The organism is Pseudomonas sp. 210_17 TE3656 (assembly GCF_054821965.1).
In genome coordinates this window covers 3,463,445-3,483,566 of the sequence record NZ_JBTRBC010000001.1, presented here as the reverse complement: position 1 = coordinate 3,483,566, position 20,122 = coordinate 3,463,445, and the positions used below count along the sequence as shown (strand labels likewise).

Below are 20,122 nucleotides of genomic sequence, written 5' to 3'. Positions count from 1 at the left end.
GCAAGGCTGGTTGCTTAGGGCATATGCATGCCGGGAGAAAATGGATGAACGAGGATTCGATTAAAGGCAGCAGTAGCGGTTTAAAAACAATTGGCGTCGGGGTGTTCGGAGAAGGCGCGAGTGGCACGGCCGCTGACCGCCTGTTCCGGGTTGAGCCTGGGCACAATGCGGATTTTGTTCTGGAGCAAGCGGCGCTGCTAATGAACTGTGTGAGCAAACTTACACAGCATGTGCTGTTTGAGCAGGATGAAGCGATGATTTGTGCGGCGCATTACCTGAGCGGGATGGCCAAGGCGATGGTGGAGGATTTGGCGCATGGGATGATGGTGGGGGCACGAGCACTGATCGAGAAGCTAAGGAACGACGATAAATCATCTCAGCCACGACTTCAGAAATTTGTAACTTGCGGTATCCAAACCTTCATAAATTGCTACATCCTTGTAGTCCATTTCCCAAACTTTATCCGCCAGCTTTTTTACTATTGATGTGATTCCGATGGAGTTCTAGCCTCATCCCGTGGTTGCCAATTTTAATGACCAAGGAGAGGCTGTATGGCATTTGACGCATTTATAAAAATTGAAGGCATTCCGGGCGAGGCTTTGGATGAGCAATACCGCGACTGGATCGAAATCGCGGGCTACAGCTTTGGTGCTCACCAGAGCGCCTCAGCTACGGCTAGCTCCGCCGGCGGCGCTTCGTCTGGCCGAACCACACTGACCAATTTTACGTTTACCAAACTTCTAGACAAATCCAGCTGCAAGATTCTGGAGGCTAGTTGTGCCGGCGAGCACTTGGCAAAAGTAACATTGGCCCTTAGCCGGGCGGGAGCCGACAAACTTAAATATCTCGAAATAGCTCTAGAGGAAGTCATCATTGCAGACTACATGCAAACCGCCGGCAATGGAGTTCCTTTAGAGGTTGTTCAGCTCAACTACGGCCGCATCAAAACTACTTATATTCAGCAAAAGCGCAGTGATGGTTCGAGCGGCGGCAATATTACCGGCGGCTGGGATCGAATCAATAATAAAAAGCACGCGTGAGGCAAAAATGGCTGAGCCACTAACTTTTATAAACTCGAAGACCCAGTCATTTGAAGCTCTGAAGCGGGGCCTGCATTTGACGGGAGTTTCCGCACGTAAATTTGATGCACTCAACAGTCATATCGCCAGCACAGTGGTAATCGCTGGAGAGCTAGTGATTATTGGCGACACCTCGACACCAGCCAGCACAAGCCAAGAAGCTTACTTGATGGCCAAGGCGAACGAAATCCATCTTAGCCTGCTGTCGAACCAAGTCGATGGTGATGACTTTTTACTAGACAATTTCGACCTTCTCCAAGGCGTACTTGCCAATGGTTCTCTAGGTGCTGGAGTTGTCAGCGATGCCTGGAGCCGGCACATGGCGGGGATCAAAGCGTCATTGGAAGAAATCGAAAAGCTACACCAGCAATACTTACGCACAGGATCCATCACAGCCAGGGACAAGTTTTACACTGAGCGCGCCATACTCTTTGCCAAGCTTGAAGGTCAACTCGACAATGTTGCCTCCTATGGGGCAGGCCTTCAAAAACAAGGCACTGTGAAGCGGATGCTAGGTATCTCTACAAAAAGCTATTTGAACAGTGGTGAGATCTCGGGCTATGCCGAAAAGATCGCAGGTGTCGCAAGGGCTGCAAAATATATTAAGAAAGGGGTTTATATAGGTACAGCTCTGGATATAGCATCCACTGCATTGGAAATCAAAAAAGCCTGTTCGCTCGGGCGTGAGGATCAGTGCACAAGGGCCAAATATATTGAGGGATCGTCTTTGGTTCTTGGCTTGGCGGGGAGCGCTATGGGGGGCTCCGCAGGTGGTTTTGGTGCAACTCTAGGCTGCACTGTCGTCTTGGGATTGGCTTCCGGCGGACCAGGTGCACTGGTTTGCGCCGTGGTAGGGGGTGCTGTCGGGGGATGGGCTGGTGGAGTTATAGGGGGAAACCTAGGAGAATCTACGGGCGAATTTATTTATGGAAAAATTACTCCATGAGCGAGATACCACTTGGCCTGATTGGTCTCCTTATCGGTGTCCCCCTGATACTTACAGAAATATGGTTAATTTACATTATCCATGCCTACACTGAAAAAGCTGAGTCCCACCTGCCTAAAAGCATATTTGTGGGTGACAACATTTCCATGTGGTCCCATGCCGGTTTTATAGGAAAAACCATGCGCAACGGCTACCTTACGTTAGTGTTGGCAATGCCAGAAATTTGTAGCCGAAGGGGCATTTTGGAGATTACTGAAGCAAGACAGTTTCCACAACGACTGAAACTAACCCTGTTCATTTCCTGGGGTCTAGGTTTTATATTTTTTGCAGCCATGATGGTGGTGGGGTCTTATATTCAATACCTGAAGCCATAAAAACAGAGAGGACGAACATCAAACACCAGCTCCTGTTAAGCTGGAGGAGTGGTTGGTGTTGCAGCTGGTGACTGGGGCAGGAGGAAAATGGGGTCGTGAGTAATTCGGCGAGTTTTTTTATGGTGAGGTGTAGTGGTCAACTAATTCCGGACACTGCGTTAAGTTTTTCCTCGGCCACAGCAGGCGCCAGACCGCTGGCCACGCTGCTCATAGGCCATGTCCAAGGCATTGATCACCAGGTCGGCATCGGGCTTCGATGAAAACGCCCAGCCCACCACGCGACAGACAAAAAACTCAATGAAACGATGAGCGGTTGCGGTCGAAAATGAGTGAGGCGGCATAATGGCAACGATGCTGGTTCACCCCAGCCTCTTCCCTCAGCTGTTGCGAGCCTCCTTTGTAATGAACACCGAAAGACGTTACTCAATCATCCTGGAGCGTAGTGCTGAGGTGCTGCTTAACAACGCACTCATGACACAGGTCGAGGCGTTTTGGGACGCCAATGATGCCCGCTACTTCGGCTTACGCATCGAAGACGAGCACAGCGCGCATGCGCGGGTCATGGTTACCGATGAACTCCCCGAGGATGACGGCGAGTGAGTTCAAATCCCGCGCCTACAGGGCTTGTTGCTGTAGGCGCGGAATTTCGACAGGCGCGGATCAGATACGGAAGCTGCCCACCAGGTGTTTCAGGCGAGCGGCTTGCTGCTCCAGGTCGGTGCAGGCGCGCAGGGTGGACTGCAGGTTTTCGACGCCTTCCTGGTTGAGCATGTTGATTTCATTGATGTCCATGTTGATCGAATCAACCACAGCGGTTTGCTCCTCGGTGGCGGTGGCCACCGACTGGTTCATGCCATCAATTTCGCCGATGCGCAGGGTCACGCTGCCCAGACGCTCACCGGCCTGATTGGCAATCTCGACGCTGTCCTGGCTGTGACGCTGGCTTTGGCCCATGGTGTCAACCGACTCGCGGGCGCCGACCTGCAGCTCCTCAATCATGTTCTGCACCTGCTGTGCCGACTCCTGGGTACGGTGCGCGAGGTTACGCACTTCATCGGCGACCACCGCGAAACCGCGCCCGGCCTCACCGGCGCGGGCCGCTTCGATCGCGGCGTTAAGCGCCAGCAGGTTGGTCTGCTGGGAGATGCTGGTGATCACTTCGAGGATCTGACCAATGTTCACGGTCTTGCTATTGAGCGTCTCGATGTGCGAGCTGGACGTGCTGATCAGATCCGACAGACGATTCATTGCGGCAATGCTGCGATCGACCACCTGCTGGCCTTCTTCGGCCAGGTGACGCGCCGAGCTTGCCTGTTGCGACGCCTGCGCGGCGTTATGGGCGATTTCCTGGGCGGCGGCGCCGAGCTGGTTGATGGCCGCCGCAACGCTGTTGGTGCGGTTGGACTGCTCGTCGGAATTGACCATCGACGAGTTGGAAGCGCTCACCACCCGCAATGCCACTTCGTTGACCTGCTCGGTGGCTGAAGACACCTCGCGGATCGAGGTATGAATACGTTCAACGAAACGGTTGAACGCAGTACCCAGAGCACCGAACTCGTCCTGACTGTGGATGGTCAGGCGCTTGGTCAGATCCCCTTCACCTTCGGCGATGTCTTCCATCGCCCGGATCATCGTGTTCAACGGTTGCAGCAGGACACGGATCAGCAGGCCGAGCAGCGTGATAATGATGGCCACCGCGATAAGCGTGGCAATGATTGCCGAGGTGCGGAAATCACTGAGCATCGCGTAGGCCTTGTCCTTGTCCACCGACAGACCGATGTACCAATTGGCCGAGGGCAGGCCCTTGATGGGCGCGAAGGTCAGCAGACGGGCCTGGCCATTGGCCTCGACCTCGGTCAGCTCAGCAGACAGCTTCGGAGTGTTCGCCGGGTACAGATCCGACAGCGACTTCATCACCAGCGCGTTGTCCGGGTGCACCAGAATCTTGCCTTGGTCGTTGACCAGGAAGGCATAACCCATACCCCCGAAGTTCAGCGAGTTGATGATTTCCACCAAGCCATCCAGCGCCAGATCGCCCCCGACCACACCGATGCTGCCGGAGACCTTGCTGAGGATGCCGATGACCATCTTGTTGGTGGTCAGATCGATATAGGGTTCGGTGAGAATCGCGCCGCTAGCGCTCATCCCGTCCTTGTACCAGGGGCGGGTGCGCGGATCATAGCCGTCGGGCATCTTGGCGTCTGGACGAACACTGAAACCGCCATCTACCTTGCCCAGGTAGACAGTGAGAAAACTCGAGATCAGGGCGTTCTGGCCCATCAGCGTCTCAGCGTTGGCTGGGTCCTGGGCAATGTTCTGTGCCAGGTTTTCCACCAGACTGATCCGCCCCTCCAGCAGGTTGCGGATGTTGGTGGACGTCGAGGTACCCATTTCTGCCAGGTAGTTTTCCAGATTAATGCGCGTCGCATTACGCTGGAGGTAGTCGCTGTACAGGGTGAACAGGGTAAAGGCGAGCATCACGATCAATGACGCGACCAAAAGAATTTTGTGACTGAAACGCAGATTTTTGTTCATGGTGTGTTCAGTAGTCTTTTTACCGGGACATTTGATTGATATCGGTTGTGGGGGGGAAATCTTGAGGGCTGGAGGGGGGGGATGGAGTTAGGTGGGGAATGTGGCTGAAGGCAATGTGAGACAGGTGAAAACAACAAAGCCCGCAGTGAGCGGGCTTTGTAGGGTGTTCCGTAGTCTGTCATAGACTGTTAAAAACCGTTCCCCATAGCGCTGTAGTCTCGTCTGGCTATATCCCGTGTGGTGCCGATATAAACTACTTTTTCAACTGAAAACCTAGCTTGTTAACAAGTGAAAGAATTAGTTAATACGGCCGCAGTCTGGAGTCGACCCTGAAACCTGCTCGACTCAAATGACCACGTCCCTAGTGCGATGTTTCGACTTTCAACACCTCTGTGTAAATGGCATCGACCGTTTGACCGGGCTCAAGGTCCATTAAGTGGGCCTGAACTTTTGGGTCTTGGACAATCACGACCTGCTCTTTTCCATCCGGACGCAGCAAGGTCACTTCGTGTTTTGACCTATCGATGTGGGTGATCTTCGAAGTAACTTTGGTCGTGCGATACACCTCACCACCCGGAGCGCTGTCGTCGGCGGCGCGGTTGATCCAGGCATCATTACTGACACCCGGCGCACCTCCAACGTTGGTATCGAGTACGTAATCGATCGATCGAGTTACGCTGATGTCGACCTTGTCGCCGACCTTCAGGTTGCGCAGGGCCTTGGCCTGATCGGTGAGCTGGAGGGGAACCGGGCGTTTATCAAGGCCTTCAATGGTGACCTGGTAGTTCGCCGGATCAACGGCCAATACCTTGGTTTCGAAGTATTCATTCGACGCTTCGCTGTTCAACGCTACTTCGGCCGCATGGGCTGAAAAGCTGACATGGGTGACGAGCGATACGAGGGCAGCGGCCCGGACAACAGAACGAAGTGATTTCATGAGCTTTCCATTGGATAGCTAACCGGGCACGAGCACGCTACCCGTACGCCAAAGCATGGCGGTTTGATCGAACAAAGCCGTGGTGTTGATCAGTTGGACGAGCCGAGACGAGCGTTGCCGCGAGGGCCGGCCAGCGCCCAGATGATCAGACCGAGCACCGGAAGAAATGCAACAAGCGCTACCCAGAGCACTTTCTTCATGGTTTCTGCATTGCTCTTCGCCACATTGAAAATCGCCCAGATATCCAGGAGAAAAATGACGAAGGCGATAAGGTTGTACAAGGAAGAGCCCATGGGCACACTCCAACTGTGGTGAGATTGTCGCTCAGGATAGCAAAGGTTCCGGTATACCTGAGTCACCAGCGTAAAGCGGCGTCTGGGTGAGTGCCATAAGGAAATACCTAAAAGCAGCAATAAAGACCCTAGCGGATAGGTTTTGCGTGAGGTTCCGTCGGCTGAAAGAGGCGATCAGAATAGGGAAAACCTCATCGTTCTGGCGCATGTTAGCGATGCGCTGCAGCGTCTTTTTATTTCTTGATTCTTATAAATCGAAGCCATCCCCATATCCTGACTAGCTCGAGGATGAGCACCTAAGCGCGACTGCTAGCGTTTTGATGGCATCAAGGCTAGGATCGCCACCACCTGCCTCAATGCGAGACATGTAAGTCGTAGCTAAACCGCACCTGTCGGCAAACTCTTCCTGAGTCATACCTGTAGCGCAGCTCACGGGTTCGGGTAGCAAAGCGTTGGCGGAAGGATGCTCCCGGGCATAGAGCCGATCGTACGCACGAGCTTGAAAATTACTGAAGAAAGGAGATCTTGAGAATGATGCCCTTCCGTGCCGCAGCAATTGGGCTGCTGCTACTCGCCAGCAATACGCTAGCCGCTAGTTTCGACTGCAGCCAAGCGCAAAACTTTGCTGAAAAGGAAATCTGTCGTGACGGATATCTCTCCAGTCTCGATAGCAGCTTGGCGAATAGATACAAAAGACTTCTGAGTTCTACTGAGGACAAGGAAGCCCTTATTAATTCCCAGAGAAACTGGATAGCGCTACGCAACCAGTGCACAACTCAAAAATGTTTAGACCAATCGCTCAGCGGAAGAATCAAGGCACTCGACGACTTCAAGCAAGAAGAAGTTAAAAATAGATTAGCACTGGAGCAAAAAACAAGATCAGAAAAATCTAGAGCGGAAGAAGCTGAGCGAGCTCGCGCAATGGAAGAAAGACGAATCGCTCAAGAGCAAGCAAGACAAGAGCAATTAAGGCTCACCACACAAACAGCGCCCACCTATACCCCATCAAGCAACACAAGTACCTATCGGCCTACCACGGAAATCGCTCAACCCACCTCAAAAACACTATCTCAAGAAATTTTCAGCATAGCGTGGAAGTTTGCTTTAATAATTATTATTATTTTCTCCTGTTGGGCTATTGTAAAGCATCATCGTGGCCAGGTGACCATCTATAACGACTACACAGATGCGGCAATAACCAACCTGATACCACTTAGCTTCTTAGTGCTTGGCCTACTCTTGGTATGGTTAGGACTGCCGCACCAGGCATACCAGATCTCGGTTGTAATTGGTTTGTTCTCGGCAATAGCTTTTGCCATGTATTCGTCCTTCAGCACAAACGAAAAACTATCCGACATCTTTATCACATTAATTGCCAAGCTGGCGCTGATTACTGTCTTTTATGTGATCATGGCTCTGTTACTGGCTTCGATGTTTGGTGGTGCGAGGAGAAAGGGAGAGTCCCTAACCCAGGCTGAAGCAAGACAACGGCGGCAAGGTAAAGAGTTCAGGAGAACCTTTGCTCTAACGTCTGCAGGTTATACTTTTCTTACAGCTTGGCTTTGCCGTCGAGGTGAATTTACTTCCATATCGGAATGCCTCGAATTTAGAAAATACAATCCTGCTTAAATACTGTAAAGATCAATCCCACCCCCAACTAGCACAAGGAATCACTCAAGTGCGTAAAACAGTACTACCAACACTCGCACTTTCGTTATTACTCTCCGTCTCTGCGTTTGCCAAGAGCGAATACTCTGCGGCGTATTCCTCCTGCACCAATGAAGCAACGGACACCGCTAGCCTTCGCGACTGCAACGGGGAAGAGATTCAACGACAAAACACCCGACTGAATGAAGCCTACAAATGGGCAATGGGAGCGCTTCCAGAAGAAAAGAGGCAAACCCTGCAAGAATCCCAGGCTATGTGGGCTAAGTTGAAGGACACTGATTGCGGACTCTATTACGGTCTGACAGGTGGAACCATCGACCTTCTCAACGGATCAGGATGCGAACTGGAAATGACTAAAGAGCGCGCAGAGTCTTTGGAATTCATAGCCGACAATGGTGGTGAAATCGGGGGAGAGTAAACTCACGATCGCTTAGCCAAGCATCCAAAGGCTAGTGTAAAGGTCTCTCTAAAGAGTTTTCTAGATTGGCCTTTACTCTATCGACCTACTTGGATCCAAGGCTAATTGGAAGTTCACGGCCTAACGCCACACCTCATCAAGAGGTAATACGTACACCTTCAGGCTTCTACAATGCCTCAGTCGACTGGTCAATGGCATAGACAAACCGACTTGCGGATAAATCGAAATGCAGTGGTCGACCCATAGTAGCCACTCGCAAAGGGCCGCTACCGGCCAGAAGCGGACGGTGGTTATGAATCAGTCGCGATCCCGTTCGCCACTTCAAAACCCCTCAGAGCAATGCATACACCCTGAACAGTTTTCTCACGATAAGATTGGTCCCGCCGAGATATCGCCATCAATGACTCGGTGAAAATCATAAAAATCGTCATCGGCAGTGATGTTCACCAGCTGCTCAATGGACATCGCTTAGATGAATGGTAGTTCCTTAGCCTGCGGAACGTTCGGAAATCAGCTGTACTTAAAGTTCGACATCGAGCTCCTGGAGATCAGATTATGAGAACGCACAGGACGTTTGGTTGGGTAGCCATGGTTTTTCTTCTGGTCGCCAACGGGACATCTTGGGCGGCCACCGAACGAGCCGAGACGCGTCGTGCCGCGCGCGATGTCAGGCAGGAAACGCGCCAGGATGCGCGTGAGACGAAACAGGATTGTCGAGCGGCCGATGTCCAAAGCAATCCCCGTTGTCGACAGGACAAGCGGCAAACGAAGCAGGAAGGACGTCAAAAAGCCCGGGATATCAAGTACTGAACGTGGACGCTCGAACGGCGGAAACTGGCCGAATGTGGACTTTCGCCAACGGCCGCTATGGGTCGATAGCAGCCATTCGCAACCGGCAGCTTTCGACCCCTAGCTGCCGTTCGTGGAGGGCTGCTGACGGTCAGAAGCGGACTGTTAGCAATATCAGTATTGTGATCAGTTCCCGACTTTTACCAGTGCTACCAGCACGTGGACTGGCAGCTCGTTAGTCAAGAGCGATTGCAATCTGGATACCTGCCCCACGTGCACACATACTCCCAGAGCAGCTTTCGCTCTAAGTGCTTAATGTAGGCAGTGGTGTAAGGTTGGCCCATGTCGACAGGACAGGCCGAAACCCAAAGATGCTCAAGTGGCGTGGTTTCGAGAAGTGTCAACCTGAAAGTATTGCCTCCGGAATGTCCGGGGCGTTCGCTGAACGCTGAAGTGTTGAATTGACGCAACCGGTCAGCCAGTGTCTGGCCTGTCGTTTCACCAATGTAGATGATGAAATCGTTGTTTACCCGGTAGTTGTCAGGCTTCTTTTTACTGCGCGCGATGAAGTACACACCCGGCAGATTCTTCCCTTCGAGTTCTGTCCGTTCAGACCAAGGACGCCAATCACAAAACCCTACCTCGCCCATCATGGTTCGGCCCTCCCTGAGAAAAATGTCCTTTTAACATCATCGGTACAGCAAAGGGAGATTGTTCTTTCCGTGCTCATGTCTGCACTTGGTCGTTAGCAGTCGCTTACAGCCTTGATCGACGCCGAGAAAGCCGCACGGTTACCGCCGAAGTGAAGCTGGTTGAATACCGGTAGTTACTCTGCGTCTAGTTGAGCTTCAAGCTCCGGCAGTGCCAGCGAACGTATCCATTTGGCAGCACTCGGGCCTGCCCCCGCCATTCCGAAACGTCTCAAGCACAGAGACAAATCAAGGCAAGCAGAAACAACAAAGCCCGCACTAGGCGGGCTTTGTTGGGTGTTCCGTAGTCTGTCATAGACTTCTATAAACTGCTCTCTGGTGCCGGAGACAGGAATCGAACCTGCGACCTTCGCGTTACGAGTGCGCTGCTCTACCGACTGAGCTACACCGGCGTGGCACCAACGCTACCACTGCCGGATCGCTTACGCAAATCACTGTTTAATAACAGCTAATGCTCACTTCGCCGGGGCACTTTCAGCGGGCTTGCAGCCAGCTGGGGCAAGGTCTTCTTCAAGGGTGCTGGCACACGCCCAGCCGCTGGCCGAGCGAGTCAGAGTGAGGGTTTTGCCCAAGGCAGTAGCCGGGGCATCGACCAGGGTGCAGGCGATGCTGCCCGCGCCGGTGGTAGCTGTGCCGGTGGCGGTGATGGTGCAGTTGCTGGTGGTCGCCTGGCCGCCCAGGGCAGTGACGTCGGCAACGTCTTTACCCTCATTCATCCGCAAATCAAACGGGGTTTTCAGCGCGGAAATTTCGACCAGGGCAGCAGTCGCCTTGGTCCGCACCTGGTGGTTGGTGTACATGGGCAAGGCGATGGTCGCCAGGATGCCGATGATCGCCACGACAATCATCAGTTCGATCAAGGTAATGCCGCGTTGTCCTTTCATGGACGTTCTCCCTCGCAAAATCGGTTCTGGTCAGCAGCGCTCAGTATCGGGCCGCCAACAGGCGCGCCAGTAGGCCCGAATGGACACCTTTTGTCACCCTGCGCCGGTCATTCGCTGATGCCGGCTCGACTACTCTAGTGAGCAGCGGGCACTCCTGCTCGCTGCACTGGCCCTGAAGCTGTTTCCGGGTTTGTGCGGGCCACGCCACAAGGATGTCGCGATGACCGAAAAAACTTATAGCTACAGCTGGCAAGGCACTACGGCACAAGGGGCGCTGGTCAGTGGCCAGAGCAGTGGGCGCAGCCCTGCCCTGCTGCGTGCCGAGTTGCGTAAGCGCGGTATTCGCCCGCTCAGTGTCGAACGGGTACAGGCCAGGTTGTGGCGCAGGCAAGGCTCGCTGGGTAGCCGCGAGTTAAGCCAGTTCAGCCGCCAGCTGTCCAGTTTGATCTGCTCCGGTGTCGCGCTGTTGCAAGCGCTTGAGGTGATTGCCCAAAGCAGCAGCAACCCGGTGCTGATCCGCCTGCTGGGTACGCTGAAAACCGATATCGGCGCGGGCTGCAATCTGGCGGACGCCTTGCGTCGGCATCCGCGGTATTTCGATGCGCTGTACTGCAATCTGATTGCTGCCGGGGAACAGTCCGGCAGCCTGGAAAGCGTGCTTGAGCAGGTCGCCAGTCTGCAGGAACATCGCCAGGCGCTGCGCTCGCGGTTGAAAAAGGCCATGACCTATCCACTGATCGTGCTGCTGACCGGGCTCGGCGTTTCCAGCCTGTTGCTGCTTGAGGTGGTGCCGCAGTTTCAGACGATGTTCAGCGGCTTCGGCGCGCAGCTGCCTGCTTTTACCCAATGGGTGATTGGCTTGTCCGATTGGTTGGGGCAGTACTTTGGCTGGTTGCTGCTGTTCACGATCGGCAGTGTCTGGGGAATGTGTCGGGCTTACCGGCGCCAGCCAGCGTTTCGTCTGTGCTGTCTGGGCCTGGCGCTGAAGCTGCCGGTGGTTGGCGACTTGCTGAGCAACGCCGCCCTCGCCCGTTTCGCCCGCACGCTGTCCACCTCGTTCGCTGCAGGTGTGCCGCTGGTGGAAGCGCTGGGTCCGGTGGCCGGTGCGTGCGGTAATCCGCTGTATGAACAAGCGGTGCTGCGCCTGCGCAAGGACCTCGCCAGCGGCCAGGCGTTGAGCCAGGCGATGGCCAGCAGCGGTTTGTTTCCGCGCTTGATGCAACAGATGTGTGCCATCGGCGAGACAGGCGGTACGCTGGACGATATGCTCGCCAGAGTCGCCAGCCATTACGAAAGTGCCATCGAGCGCTTGCTCGATAATCTGGCCAGCTTGCTCGAACCTCTGATCGTGCTGATTCTCGGGCTGCTGGTGGGCAGCCTGGTGATCGCCATGTACCTGCCAATCTTTCAGCTCGGTAGTGTGATCTGAACATGGACCTGATGGATACGCTGGCCAGCCAGCCGCTGCTTTACCTGAGCTTTGCCCTGCTCCTGGGGCTGGTCGTCGGCAGTTTTCTCAATGTGTTGGTGCACCGCCTGCCGATCATGCTGCAACGCCAGTGGCAGGCTGAAGCGCGGGAGGTCCTGGAGCTGCCCAGCGAGCCTGAGCCCGAGCGTTACGATCTGTTCCTGCCCGCGTCACAGTGTCCGCACTGCGGGCACCGCATTCGCGCCTGGGAAAACATTCCGGTTCTGAGCTACCTGCTACTGCGCGGGCGCTGCAGCAGTTGCCGCAGCGCCATCAGTGCCCGTTATCCGCTGGTAGAGCTGGGCTGCGCGGCATTGACGGTGTTTGTCGCCTGGTATCTGGGGGCAAATACCGCTGCGCTGGCCCTGATGCTGTTCAGTTGGGGACTGCTGGCCATGAGCCTGATCGACATCGAGCACCGGCTGCTGCCCGATGCGTTGGTACTGCCACTGTTGTGGCTGGGGCTGATCGTCAACGCTTTCGAGCTGTTCGTGCCCTTGTCAGATGCTCTGTGGGGCGCAGTCGCAGGTTATTTGAGCCTGTGGTCGGTGTTCTGGCTGTTCAAGATCATCACCGGCAAAGAGGGCATGGGTTACGGCGATTTCAAGCTACTGGCGCTGATCGGTGCCTGGGGTGGCTGGCAGATCCTGCCGCTGACCCTGCTGCTGTCGTCGGTACTTGGTGCGGTGATCGGGCTGATCATGCTGCGTGCCAAAGGCCAGCAAACCAGCACGCCGATCCCCTTTGGTCCCTATCTGGCCATTGCGGGCTGGATCGCACTGCTCTGGGGTGGTCAAATAACCACTTCTTACCTGAACCTTTCTGGAATGTGATGACCACCGCTGCTTTCACTCCCTGGATTCTCGGCCTCACCGGCGGCATCGGCAGTGGCAAAAGTGCTGCGGCCCAGCGCTTTGTCGAACTGGGCGTGCACCTGGTGGATGCCGATCAGGCCGCACGCTGGGTGGTCGAACCTGGGCGTCCGGCACTGGCCCGTATCGTCGAGCGCTTCGGTGCCGGTGTGCTGCAGGAAGATGGCCAGCTGAACCGTGCGGCGTTGCGCGAGCTGATCTTCAGCGACCCCGAGCAACGGCGCTGGCTGGAAGCCCTGCTGCATCCGTTGATCGGTCAGGAAATTTTCAGTTACCTGGCCAAGGCCGAGTCGCCTTATGCGGTGTTCGTGTCGCCGCTGATGGTCGAGTCGGGCCAGTATCAGCGCACCCAGCGCCTGCTGGTGATCGATGCCCCGCAGGAGCTGCAAATCCAGCGCACCCTGCAGCGCGACCAGACCAGCCCGGAACAGGTGCAGGCCATTCTGAAGGCCCAAGCCAGCCGCGAAGAGCGCCTGCGCCATGCCCACGATGTGCTGGTCAATGACCGCGACCTGGCCTGGCTGCATTCGGAGGTCGACCGCCTGCATCACTTTTATCTGACTTTGCGAGGAGGCCAAGCATGAGCCAACCCATGACCGTAGAATGCCCGACCTGTGGCGCCCCTGTTGAATGGAACGCCGCCAGCACGTTCCGGCCGTTCTGTTCCGATCGCTGCAAGCTTATCGACCTGGGGGCGTGGGCTGCTGAAGAGCACAAGATCCCGGTTGCACCGGATGCCGAAGACGAACTGTTTTCCGGTGAACTCGATCCGCGCGCCCACCACTGAGCCTCAACGCCCGGCGTCGTCCTCCTTCCACGGCGCCTGCAGGTAGCGGGTGCGGTTGAAGGTTTCCAGCCACTCCGGGCAAAACACCACCAGGGCGCTGACCACCATGCCGTTGATAAAGGCCTCGGGAAAGATGATCAGCCACAGGTAGCCGATAAAGTCTTCGATCCATTCCGGCATCACGAAGCGCCCGTCCAGCCACAGCAGACCCAGCCCGAGCAACAGGCACAACAGTGCCGCCAGGGCGGCGGCAAAAAATCCCGAACAGAAAATATAAACGAACAGGTTTTTCGGCTGCGCCCGTTCCACCAGGATCGCGCAGACTTCGGTGACCAGCACCGGCAGGCCGATAAACAACAGGCCGTTGACGCCCATGGCGGCCAGGTCCTGACGCCCCAGCAAGATCAACCCGACCTGGGCCAGCAAACCACCGACAATCGCCAGCGGCCAATCCAGTAACAAAGTGACTGCGGTCATACCTATGAAGTGGTACGACACCCCGTTATCGAAGTCGCGGCGCACCAACCACAGCGCGAACAAGGCGAACACCGTGCCGAACAGCAGGTGCTGACGACGACTGTCAGTGAACAACTCGACCCAACGCGTACGCGCCAGCGCCCACACCAACAGCACGACATAGCCGACCCAGCCCAGGGTCAGGCTGTGGTCAGACAGCACTTGAGCATCAATCACGGCAGCAGAGCCCTTCAGACAAGACTTTGCTGGCAGTCTACACCTCAAGCAGTGAACCGCGTCGGTGCTGGCCTTCAGCTATGCTCAAACGCAAGCGACCCTGGCGCTCCTGAAACGGAGTGAGTCATGCCCAAGCCTCTCATTACAGCCCCCTTGGTGATTGCCCTGGCAACGCTGCTGGGCCAGCCGCTGCCCGCGTCGGCGGCGAACTATGAAACCTTGTGCCAGGTAAAAGAGGGCAGCGCCAGCGATACGGCGACCTTCTGGTTCGACACGCGCTCACTCTGCGCCTACTCCGGTATGCAGGTTCAGCAAGGCCGCACTTATCAGGTGAAGATGCAAGTGCCTGATCAGTGGCGCTGGAGTGACAAATATATTCCAGCCAACCCAGGCGGCTACGAATGTCCGCCGAAGTTTCCCGCTTCGTGGGTAACAGCCCTCTCAACGTCTATACGTCGGCACCCGGATCAGCCCTGGTTTCAGACCATGGTGCGTATCGGCACCGCTGGCGACGACATTTACGCGCTGCCCATCAATCCGGAAAAATCATTACCAACAGACTACTGCGATCCTGGACCGACGATCGAGGAGTGGCCCAAAGCGTGGCGCTGCCCTCCTGATGCGGTTGCCGTGGAAGGCGGCCGCATCTTCAACAGCAGTTTTAAAGCCCGCAGCGACGGTCCCTTGTTCTTCTACGTGAACGATGTAGGGGGCGGGTCGGTGTTGGGGGATCTCCTCTACCGCAATAACCAAGGCTGCGCGCGCGTCACAATCACCGAATCACAACAGTAACGCCGGTGCCTTGGCGCTGAACGCGACCATGGAGGATGTGCAATGCGCTGGATGCTGATGGTGTTGGTGCTGATGACAGCCGGCTGTGCCCAGGACCTGAGCGAACTCGGCCCGATCAAACTGTCGGACGAGCACAAGCTGACACAACCAAAACTGGAGTTTTTCGGGGTGGCGGGGTTCCTGCTGCGCTGGCGTGATGAAGCGGTCGTGTTCGACCCCTTTTTCAGCCGCCCTTCTCCGCTCCAACTGCTCTGGCTCACGCCCGACGTCAAAAGAATCAACAACGGCATGCCCAGAACGCCGGAAGCGACCATGCTGTTGGTCGGTCACGCTCACTACGATCACCTGCTCGATGTGGCCTGGGTTTTGAACCATAAAACCCCAAACGCTATCTTCTATGGCTCGCGTACTGCCGGGCATATCTTGCGTGCTGAAGTCAGTGCAGAGCGCGAATTCGAAGATGCCGAGAAGAAAATGGCCTGGCTACCAGGTCCCAAGGGTCCACGCCCGATTGCCCGGGAAGATGGCTGGTTCAAGTCGAAAAAAGGCGCTTTCCGGGCCATGCCGATTCAGAGCAGCCACGCGCCAAACGTTACACACATTGACCTGATGGGTGGCAGTTACCAACAAGACCTGAAAACTTTGCCCAAAAGCTTCCGGAACTGGAAGGAAGGCCAGACCCTAGCCTGGCTGGTGGACCTGCTGGATGAAAACGGCAAAACCGTCTACCGCATTCACTATCAGGACAGTTCTAGCGACGAGCCTTATGGATTTCCTCCCGATCTTGGCGATGACAGAGGTATCGATGTCGTGATCCTGCCGGTGGCGTCGTGGATTCAAGTCAAAAGATATCCACAGGCCCTGATCGAAGCGACTCAACCCAAGCTGGTTGTACTGTGCCATTGGGAGGACTTTTTCGGTGGCGACCCGGATGACCTCAAAGTGCTACGCGGCGAAAAAGACGAACACGCCCTGTACCGGATCGTGCGCACCACATTGCCGCAAGCATCACAGATCGTGATGCCCAAGCCGTTCAGCGAAATCGCCCTGCCGCCGCTGTAACCCAAGCTTGGTTAACGCGTTTATTTCTGAAGACACAATTGGACGCTAAGCTTGTCCCCATGGACGACTCAGACTACTTGCGCCTGCTAACCATTCAGGCCGAACAAGCCAATGCGTTTCTTTCCAATGCCCGTAAATGGGAACGTGAGCGTTGGGTCTGCCAGCGCCTGCTGCAAGGCTTGAACATTCCTTACCGTAGCGAGGACTTTACCCCCGCCGGTCAAGAACCGCCTGACGTACTGTTTCGCGATGCCGCTTTTGAGGTGTTTTTCGTCCTCGATGAAGGCCGTCGGCTCAACGACGAGTGGCGCGAAGAGCTACAACGGCGGCGCAGCGCCTTTTCCCTGAGCCAGCTGGTGCGGCGTGAAGCGCGGCCGCGGCGGATCAGTGCCCAGGAGCTGTTGCAGCGTCTGGCCCCGACCTTGCGCAAAAAATCGCACAACTACCAGGAGCGCGGGCTCGACCTGAGCGAACTGGACATCATCGCCTTCGCCAGCCTCAAGCGCGAAGTGCTCGACCTCAACAGCCATTTCCCGCCGCCCACCGAATACCTGCGCCAGGGCTGGCGTTCGCTGTCGCTGGTCGGGCCGACGTTCGCCCGGGTGCTGTTCGCTCACCCGGATGCGCCAGACTTTCTGCGCGGCAACCTGGGCCGCAGCATTGTTTTCGATGTCGGCATCAGCCTCTGAGCTGGCCCCCTGCCAACGCGTAATGGCATAAATTGCGCGGCGATGATACAAAGCGCAATCATTCGTCATAATGACCGCCGCGTGACTGCGCCATGGGCCTTGCTCAAACAACTACAGTGAACCCTGTAGCTTCCTTTCAGTCACAAGCGTCTACCTGACGAGGCCCTCATGACCAGCCGCCTGAATCCCGAAGACCAACGTCGTGTCGATCAATACCTGCAAGCCCCCCAACATCAAGTCGAGCGCAGGCCTTTCCGGCCGTGGCTGCTCCTTGCCATGGTGGTGCTGGTGACCGTTGGCCTGGGCCTGTTGAGCCGCCTCCTGAGTAACCTGGTGCTATGAGCTGCCTTGCGCTCGCCCAAACCGCCCGCCCTGAGCGGCCGATGACTCACGACCAGAATTCCGTAAACCTTATGAGATATCCCCATGACTCACCGTATTGTGATTGTCGGCGGCGGCGCCGGCGGCCTGGAACTGGCGACCCGCCTGGGTAAAACCCTGGGCAAGAAGGGCAGCGCCAGCATCACCCTGGTCGACGCCAACCTGACGCACATCTGGAAGCCATTGCTGCACGAAGTAGCCGCAGGCTCGCTGAACTCCTCGGAAGACGAACTGAACTACGTGGCCCAGGCCAAGTGGAATCACTTCCAGTTCCAGCTCGGCCGCATGAGTGGCCTGGACCGCGAGAGCAAACAGATCCAGCTGGCCGCGACCCTCGACGAAGAGGGCCGCGAGCTGCTGCCTGCGCGCACCCTGGGCTACGACACCCTGGTAATCGCCGTAGGCAGCAACACCAACGACTTCGGCACCCTTGGCGCGGCGCAGAACTGCCTGTTCCTGGATACCCGCAAGCAGGCCGAGCGTTTCCATCAACAGTTGCTCAACCATTACCTGCGCGCCCATGCTGGTGATCAGGCCAACGAAACCATCAGCGTGGCGATTGTCGGTGCCGGTGCCACGGGTGTGGAGCTGGCTGCCGAACTGCATCACGCGGCACACGAACTGGCGGCCTACGGCCTGGACCGCATCCAGCCGAAGGACATGCACATCACCCTGATCGAAGCGGGCCCGCGGGTACTGCCTGCTTTGCCGGAGCGGATCAGCGTGCCGGTACACCAGACCCTGGAAAAGCTCGGGGTCACGGTGATGACCAATGCCTCGGTCAGTGAAGTGACGGCCACCGAGCTGAAAACCAGCAATGGCGATGTAATCCCGGCCAGTCTCAAAGTCTGGGCAGCGGGTATTCGTGCGCCGGGGTTCCTCAAGGACATTGACGGCCTGGAGACCAACCGGATCAACCAGCTGGTGGTTCGCCCGACCCTGCAGACCACGCTGGACGACGACATTTTCGCCTTCGGCGATTGCGCCGCCTGCCCTCAACCGGGCAGCGACCGCAACGTTCCGCCGCGGGCCCAGGCCGCTCACCAACAGGCCTCGATGCTGGCCAAATCGTTGAAAGCGCGCCTGGAAGGCAAACCGTTGCCGACTTACGCCTACCGCGATTACGGCTCGCTGGTATCGCTGTCGCGCTTCTCGGCGGTGGGTAACCTGATGGGTAACCTGACCGGCAGCGTGATGCTTGAGGGATGGTTGGCGCGGATGTTCTACGTGTCGCTGTACCGCATGCACCAGATGGCGCTGTATGGCACGTTCCGTACGTTGATGCTGATGCTGGGTAGCCGCATTGGTCGTGGCACCGAGCCGCGCCTGAAGCTGCACTGACATCATCGCTGGCAAGGCCAGCTCCCACAGGTTTGTGTGAATGCCAGACATGTGGGAACCGGCTTTGCCGGCGATGGGCTGCACAGATTACTTGAGCACTCGATAAGTACTCTGCACAAAACCATTCTCGAAGGTGGTGCTGCGCACATGCTGCAGCTTCACATCCCCTGCCAATGCCCCGAACAGGGGAATCCCGCTGCCCAGTAACACCGGAATCCGGGTGATGGTCAGTTCATCCACGCGCCCTTCACGCAAGAAGCTCTGCACCACCTGACCACCATCGAGGTACAGGCTCCTGGCGCCTGTGTCGCGCAAATGCGCAAGCAGGTCGGCAATCGGCCCGGGATGCACCTCGACACCCTCCGCCTGGCCCAGGGTGCTGCTCAGCACCACAACGCGCTTGTGCGGATACGGCCATTCGCCAAAGGTCAGTACTTTCTCGTAGGTGTTACGCCCCATGACCAGGGTATCGACCGTCGCCATGTAAGCGGCATAGCCGTGGTCGTCGCTGGAGGTGGTGGCAACCATCAACCAGTCCAGCTCACCGCTCTCGCGGGCGATGAAGCCATCGAGGCTGGTGGCGATGTATACGGAGGCTTTGAGGGTCATGAGGCAGCTCCCTTGCAGAATATTGGCGGATAGTAGCAGGCAATATTCAGGGCTGCAGAAACGAAAAAAGGGCACCCTTTGCAAGGTGCCCTTTTCTCTGAATATGGTCGGGGTAAGGGGATTCGAACTCCTGACATCCTGCTCCCAAAGCAGGCGCGCTACCGGACTGCGCTATACCCCGGTAAAAAAAAGGCACCAATTAAGGCGCCTTTTTTACGGCTGGATGCTAATGGCATTCCAACCTTTTAAGATTTGAACCCAGCGTACCAGATTCAAAAATGGTGGGTCGTGTAGGATTCGAACCTACGACCAATTGGTTAAAAGCCAACTGCTCTACCAACTGAGCTAACGACCCAAAAATGGTCGGGGTAAGGGGATTCGAACTCCTGACATCCTGCTCCCAAAGCAGGCGCGCTACCGGACTGCGCTATACCCCGGTTTGAAATTTGGCTCCGCGACCAGGACTCGAACCTGGGACCCAATGATTAACAGTCATTTGCTCTACCGACTGAGCTATCGCGGAACTATCAATTTCAATTACTGCAATTTCGAAAACTGTATCACTACCGCTTCGAACTCTTCGACCTTGTGCATCGCTGCGTTCATGTCTCTGAGGCGCGCTATTCTACAACCTTCAAAACCCTTGTCAACCCCTAATTTGCATTCAACTTACTGATTTGCAACTTTTTTTCAGATTCCCGATTTTGCTGGAAACCTGCGGGGCGACATACAGCGGGGCGCACTTTACAAGCACTCGAGAAAAAATGCAAAGAAAAAAGGCCTCGAAATTCGAGG

General features: G+C 56.1%; 23 protein-coding genes, 5 tRNA genes and 2 pseudogenes. 16 read left to right on the top strand and 14 right to left on the bottom strand.

Annotated features, from left to right (window positions below):
* Window positions 1-44 precede the first annotated feature (44 nt).
* The 5 genes from ACVI9W_RS16425 to ACVI9W_RS16405 all read left to right on the top strand — a co-directional run bounded on the left by ACVI9W_RS16425 (window position 45) and on the right by ACVI9W_RS16405 (window position 2,999).
* Entirely contained in the window at window positions 45-485 is a 441-nt protein-coding gene (locus ACVI9W_RS16425) for a DUF3077 domain-containing protein (protein WP_461530535.1), read from the top strand.
* Window positions 486-551: 66 nt separating this feature from the next.
* Window positions 552-1,040 (top strand): Hcp family type VI secretion system effector, encoded by a 489-nt coding sequence (locus tag ACVI9W_RS16420; RefSeq protein ID WP_461530534.1) that lies wholly within the window; start codon window positions 552-554, stop codon window positions 1,038-1,040.
* Window positions 1,041-1,047: 7 nt separating this feature from the next.
* Window positions 1,048-2,025 (top strand): hypothetical protein, encoded by a 978-nt coding sequence (locus ACVI9W_RS16415; protein WP_461530533.1) that lies wholly within the window; start codon window positions 1,048-1,050, stop codon window positions 2,023-2,025.
* Complete coding sequence (locus ACVI9W_RS16410; RefSeq protein ID WP_461530532.1) at window positions 2,022-2,399, top strand: hypothetical protein; 378 nt, start codon at window positions 2,022-2,024, stop codon at window positions 2,397-2,399. The genes ACVI9W_RS16415 and ACVI9W_RS16410 overlap by 4 nt, the downstream gene beginning before the upstream one ends.
* A gap of 402 nt (window positions 2,400-2,801) precedes the next feature.
* Window positions 2,802-2,999, top strand: coding sequence for a hypothetical protein (locus ACVI9W_RS16405; RefSeq protein ID WP_461531838.1), 198 nt, complete (start codon window positions 2,802-2,804; stop codon window positions 2,997-2,999).
* Between the two features lie 60 nt (window positions 3,000-3,059).
* Here ACVI9W_RS16405 and ACVI9W_RS16400 read toward each other — a convergent pair.
* From ACVI9W_RS16400 to ACVI9W_RS16380, 5 genes and pseudogenes are all read right to left on the bottom strand, one after another.
* Window positions 3,060-3,656, bottom strand: a pseudogene (locus ACVI9W_RS16400) (methyl-accepting chemotaxis protein); the annotation flags it as partial.
* A gap of 261 nt (window positions 3,657-3,917) precedes the next feature.
* Window positions 3,918-4,877, bottom strand: a pseudogene (locus tag ACVI9W_RS16395) (HAMP domain-containing protein); the annotation flags it as partial.
* 418 nt (window positions 4,878-5,295) lie between these two features.
* Window positions 5,296-5,871, bottom strand: coding sequence for a hypothetical protein (locus ACVI9W_RS16390; RefSeq protein ID WP_461530531.1), 576 nt, complete (start codon window positions 5,869-5,871; stop codon window positions 5,296-5,298).
* An 89-nt stretch (window positions 5,872-5,960) separates the two neighbouring features.
* Entirely contained in the window at window positions 5,961-6,164 is a 204-nt protein-coding gene (locus ACVI9W_RS16385) for a PLD nuclease N-terminal domain-containing protein (protein ID WP_461530530.1), read from the bottom strand.
* Window positions 6,165-6,441: 277 nt separating this feature from the next.
* On the bottom strand, window positions 6,442-6,531 hold the full coding sequence (locus tag ACVI9W_RS16380) for a hypothetical protein (protein WP_461531837.1): 90 nt from the start codon (window positions 6,529-6,531) through the stop codon (window positions 6,442-6,444).
* 164 nt (window positions 6,532-6,695) lie between these two features.
* Here ACVI9W_RS16380 and ACVI9W_RS16375 point away from each other — a divergent pair, with 164 nt between their 5' ends.
* Window positions 6,696-7,793: a hypothetical protein gene (locus ACVI9W_RS16375; RefSeq protein ID WP_461530529.1), complete on the top strand. Its 1,098-nt coding sequence runs from the start codon at window positions 6,696-6,698 to the stop codon at window positions 7,791-7,793.
* A 49-nt stretch (window positions 7,794-7,842) separates the two neighbouring features.
* Window positions 7,843-8,250, top strand: coding sequence for a lysozyme inhibitor LprI family protein (locus ACVI9W_RS16370; RefSeq protein WP_461530528.1), 408 nt, complete (start codon window positions 7,843-7,845; stop codon window positions 8,248-8,250).
* Between the two features lie 1,028 nt (window positions 8,251-9,278).
* Here ACVI9W_RS16370 and ACVI9W_RS16365 read toward each other — a convergent pair.
* The 3 genes from ACVI9W_RS16365 to ACVI9W_RS16355 form a co-directional block, all read right to left on the bottom strand.
* Complete coding sequence (locus tag ACVI9W_RS16365; RefSeq protein WP_157191150.1) at window positions 9,279-9,692, bottom strand: hypothetical protein; 414 nt, start codon at window positions 9,690-9,692, stop codon at window positions 9,279-9,281.
* 373 nt (window positions 9,693-10,065) lie between these two features.
* Window positions 10,066-10,141, bottom strand: a tRNA-Thr gene (locus ACVI9W_RS16360).
* A 63-nt stretch (window positions 10,142-10,204) separates the two neighbouring features.
* Window positions 10,205-10,633, bottom strand: coding sequence for a pilin (locus ACVI9W_RS16355; RefSeq protein ID WP_461530527.1), 429 nt, complete (start codon window positions 10,631-10,633; stop codon window positions 10,205-10,207).
* 220 nt (window positions 10,634-10,853) lie between these two features.
* On the opposite strand from ACVI9W_RS16355, the gene ACVI9W_RS16350 reads away from it, so the two are divergent.
* Genes ACVI9W_RS16350 through yacG form a run of 4 tightly spaced genes read left to right on the top strand, consistent with a single transcriptional unit; the run spans window position 10,854 to window position 13,760 of the window.
* On the top strand, window positions 10,854-12,062 hold the full coding sequence (locus ACVI9W_RS16350; RefSeq protein ID WP_461530526.1) for a type II secretion system F family protein: 1,209 nt from the start codon (window positions 10,854-10,856) through the stop codon (window positions 12,060-12,062).
* Window positions 12,063-12,064: 2 nt separating this feature from the next.
* Window positions 12,065-12,934, top strand: coding sequence for a prepilin peptidase (locus tag ACVI9W_RS16345; protein ID WP_461530525.1), 870 nt, complete (start codon window positions 12,065-12,067; stop codon window positions 12,932-12,934).
* Window positions 12,934-13,557, top strand: coding sequence for a dephospho-CoA kinase (gene coaE / locus ACVI9W_RS16340; protein WP_422415562.1), 624 nt, complete (start codon window positions 12,934-12,936; stop codon window positions 13,555-13,557). The genes ACVI9W_RS16345 and coaE overlap by 1 nt, the downstream gene beginning before the upstream one ends.
* Window positions 13,554-13,760, top strand: a complete 207-nt coding sequence (gene yacG / locus ACVI9W_RS16335; RefSeq protein ID WP_038606928.1) for a DNA gyrase inhibitor YacG — start codon at window positions 13,554-13,556, stop codon at window positions 13,758-13,760. The genes coaE and yacG overlap by 4 nt, the downstream gene beginning before the upstream one ends.
* A gap of 3 nt (window positions 13,761-13,763) precedes the next feature.
* Here the strand turns inward: yacG and ACVI9W_RS16330 are convergent, their stop codons facing one another.
* A complete protein-coding gene (locus ACVI9W_RS16330) occupies window positions 13,764-14,453 on the bottom strand; it encodes an energy-coupling factor ABC transporter permease (protein ID WP_461530524.1) in 690 nt (229 codons plus the stop codon).
* Window positions 14,454-14,579: 126 nt separating this feature from the next.
* On the opposite strand from ACVI9W_RS16330, the gene ACVI9W_RS16325 reads away from it, so the two are divergent.
* The 5 genes from ACVI9W_RS16325 to ACVI9W_RS16305 all read left to right on the top strand — a co-directional run bounded on the left by ACVI9W_RS16325 (window position 14,580) and on the right by ACVI9W_RS16305 (window position 18,718).
* The gene (locus ACVI9W_RS16325) at window positions 14,580-15,245 is read left to right on the top strand and encodes a hypothetical protein (protein ID WP_461530523.1); all 666 of its coding nucleotides are present in this window, start codon (window positions 14,580-14,582) and stop codon (window positions 15,243-15,245) included.
* Window positions 15,246-15,287: 42 nt separating this feature from the next.
* Complete coding sequence (locus ACVI9W_RS16320; protein WP_461530522.1) at window positions 15,288-16,307, top strand: MBL fold metallo-hydrolase; 1,020 nt, start codon at window positions 15,288-15,290, stop codon at window positions 16,305-16,307.
* Window positions 16,308-16,366: 59 nt separating this feature from the next.
* Window positions 16,367-16,996 (top strand): DUF1780 domain-containing protein, encoded by a 630-nt coding sequence (locus ACVI9W_RS16315; RefSeq protein WP_038606917.1) that lies wholly within the window; start codon window positions 16,367-16,369, stop codon window positions 16,994-16,996.
* A 168-nt stretch (window positions 16,997-17,164) separates the two neighbouring features.
* Window positions 17,165-17,338: a DUF3094 family protein gene (locus tag ACVI9W_RS16310; RefSeq protein ID WP_461530521.1), complete on the top strand. Its 174-nt coding sequence runs from the start codon at window positions 17,165-17,167 to the stop codon at window positions 17,336-17,338.
* Between the two features lie 84 nt (window positions 17,339-17,422).
* The gene (locus ACVI9W_RS16305; protein ID WP_038606912.1) at window positions 17,423-18,718 is read left to right on the top strand and encodes an NAD(P)/FAD-dependent oxidoreductase; all 1,296 of its coding nucleotides are present in this window, start codon (window positions 17,423-17,425) and stop codon (window positions 18,716-18,718) included.
* A gap of 87 nt (window positions 18,719-18,805) precedes the next feature.
* Here ACVI9W_RS16305 and ACVI9W_RS16300 read toward each other — a convergent pair whose 3' ends face one another.
* The 5 genes from ACVI9W_RS16300 to ACVI9W_RS16280 all read right to left on the bottom strand — a co-directional run bounded on the left by ACVI9W_RS16300 (window position 18,806) and on the right by ACVI9W_RS16280 (window position 19,850).
* Window positions 18,806-19,327: a dihydrofolate reductase family protein gene (locus ACVI9W_RS16300; RefSeq protein WP_461530520.1), complete on the bottom strand. Its 522-nt coding sequence runs from the start codon at window positions 19,325-19,327 to the stop codon at window positions 18,806-18,808.
* Between the two features lie 104 nt (window positions 19,328-19,431).
* Window positions 19,432-19,508: transfer RNA gene (locus tag ACVI9W_RS16295), tRNA-Pro, on the bottom strand.
* A gap of 98 nt (window positions 19,509-19,606) precedes the next feature.
* Window positions 19,607-19,682, bottom strand: a tRNA-Lys gene (locus ACVI9W_RS16290).
* A gap of 5 nt (window positions 19,683-19,687) precedes the next feature.
* Window positions 19,688-19,764 (bottom strand) — tRNA-Pro (locus ACVI9W_RS16285).
* A gap of 10 nt (window positions 19,765-19,774) precedes the next feature.
* Window positions 19,775-19,850 (bottom strand) — tRNA-Asn (locus ACVI9W_RS16280).
* Window positions 19,851-20,122 lie beyond the last annotated feature (272 nt).

Coding starts and splice junctions, on each gene's coding strand:
- ACVI9W_RS16425 (WP_461530535.1), top strand. CDS start 45: ATGAACGAGGATTCGATTAAAGGCAGCAGTAGCGGTTTAAAAACAATT.
- ACVI9W_RS16420 (WP_461530534.1), top strand. CDS start 552: ATGGCATTTGACGCATTTATAAAAATTGAAGGCATTCCGGGCGAGGCT.
- ACVI9W_RS16415 (WP_461530533.1), top strand. CDS start 1,048: ATGGCTGAGCCACTAACTTTTATAAACTCGAAGACCCAGTCATTTGAA.
- ACVI9W_RS16410 (WP_461530532.1), top strand. CDS start 2,022: ATGAGCGAGATACCACTTGGCCTGATTGGTCTCCTTATCGGTGTCCCC.
- ACVI9W_RS16405 (WP_461531838.1), top strand. CDS start 2,802: ATGAACACCGAAAGACGTTACTCAATCATCCTGGAGCGTAGTGCTGAG.
- ACVI9W_RS16390 (WP_461530531.1), bottom strand. CDS start 5,871: ATGAAATCACTTCGTTCTGTTGTCCGGGCCGCTGCCCTCGTATCGCTC.
- ACVI9W_RS16385 (WP_461530530.1), bottom strand. CDS start 6,164: ATGGGCTCTTCCTTGTACAACCTTATCGCCTTCGTCATTTTTCTCCTG.
- ACVI9W_RS16380 (WP_461531837.1), bottom strand. CDS start 6,531: ATGTCTCGCATTGAGGCAGGTGGTGGCGATCCTAGCCTTGATGCCATC.
- ACVI9W_RS16375 (WP_461530529.1), top strand. CDS start 6,696: ATGATGCCCTTCCGTGCCGCAGCAATTGGGCTGCTGCTACTCGCCAGC.
- ACVI9W_RS16365 (WP_157191150.1), bottom strand. CDS start 9,692: ATGATGGGCGAGGTAGGGTTTTGTGATTGGCGTCCTTGGTCTGAACGG.
- ACVI9W_RS16355 (WP_461530527.1), bottom strand. CDS start 10,633: ATGAAAGGACAACGCGGCATTACCTTGATCGAACTGATGATTGTCGTG.
- ACVI9W_RS16350 (WP_461530526.1), top strand. CDS start 10,854: ATGACCGAAAAAACTTATAGCTACAGCTGGCAAGGCACTACGGCACAA.
- ACVI9W_RS16345 (WP_461530525.1), top strand. CDS start 12,065: ATGGACCTGATGGATACGCTGGCCAGCCAGCCGCTGCTTTACCTGAGC.
- coaE (WP_422415562.1), top strand. CDS start 12,934: ATGACCACCGCTGCTTTCACTCCCTGGATTCTCGGCCTCACCGGCGGC.
- yacG (WP_038606928.1), top strand. CDS start 13,554: ATGAGCCAACCCATGACCGTAGAATGCCCGACCTGTGGCGCCCCTGTT.
- ACVI9W_RS16325 (WP_461530523.1), top strand. CDS start 14,580: ATGCCCAAGCCTCTCATTACAGCCCCCTTGGTGATTGCCCTGGCAACG.
- ACVI9W_RS16320 (WP_461530522.1), top strand. CDS start 15,288: ATGCGCTGGATGCTGATGGTGTTGGTGCTGATGACAGCCGGCTGTGCC.
- ACVI9W_RS16315 (WP_038606917.1), top strand. CDS start 16,367: ATGGACGACTCAGACTACTTGCGCCTGCTAACCATTCAGGCCGAACAA.
- ACVI9W_RS16310 (WP_461530521.1), top strand. CDS start 17,165: ATGACCAGCCGCCTGAATCCCGAAGACCAACGTCGTGTCGATCAATAC.
- ACVI9W_RS16305 (WP_038606912.1), top strand. CDS start 17,423: ATGACTCACCGTATTGTGATTGTCGGCGGCGGCGCCGGCGGCCTGGAA.
- ACVI9W_RS16300 (WP_461530520.1), bottom strand. CDS start 19,327: ATGACCCTCAAAGCCTCCGTATACATCGCCACCAGCCTCGATGGCTTC.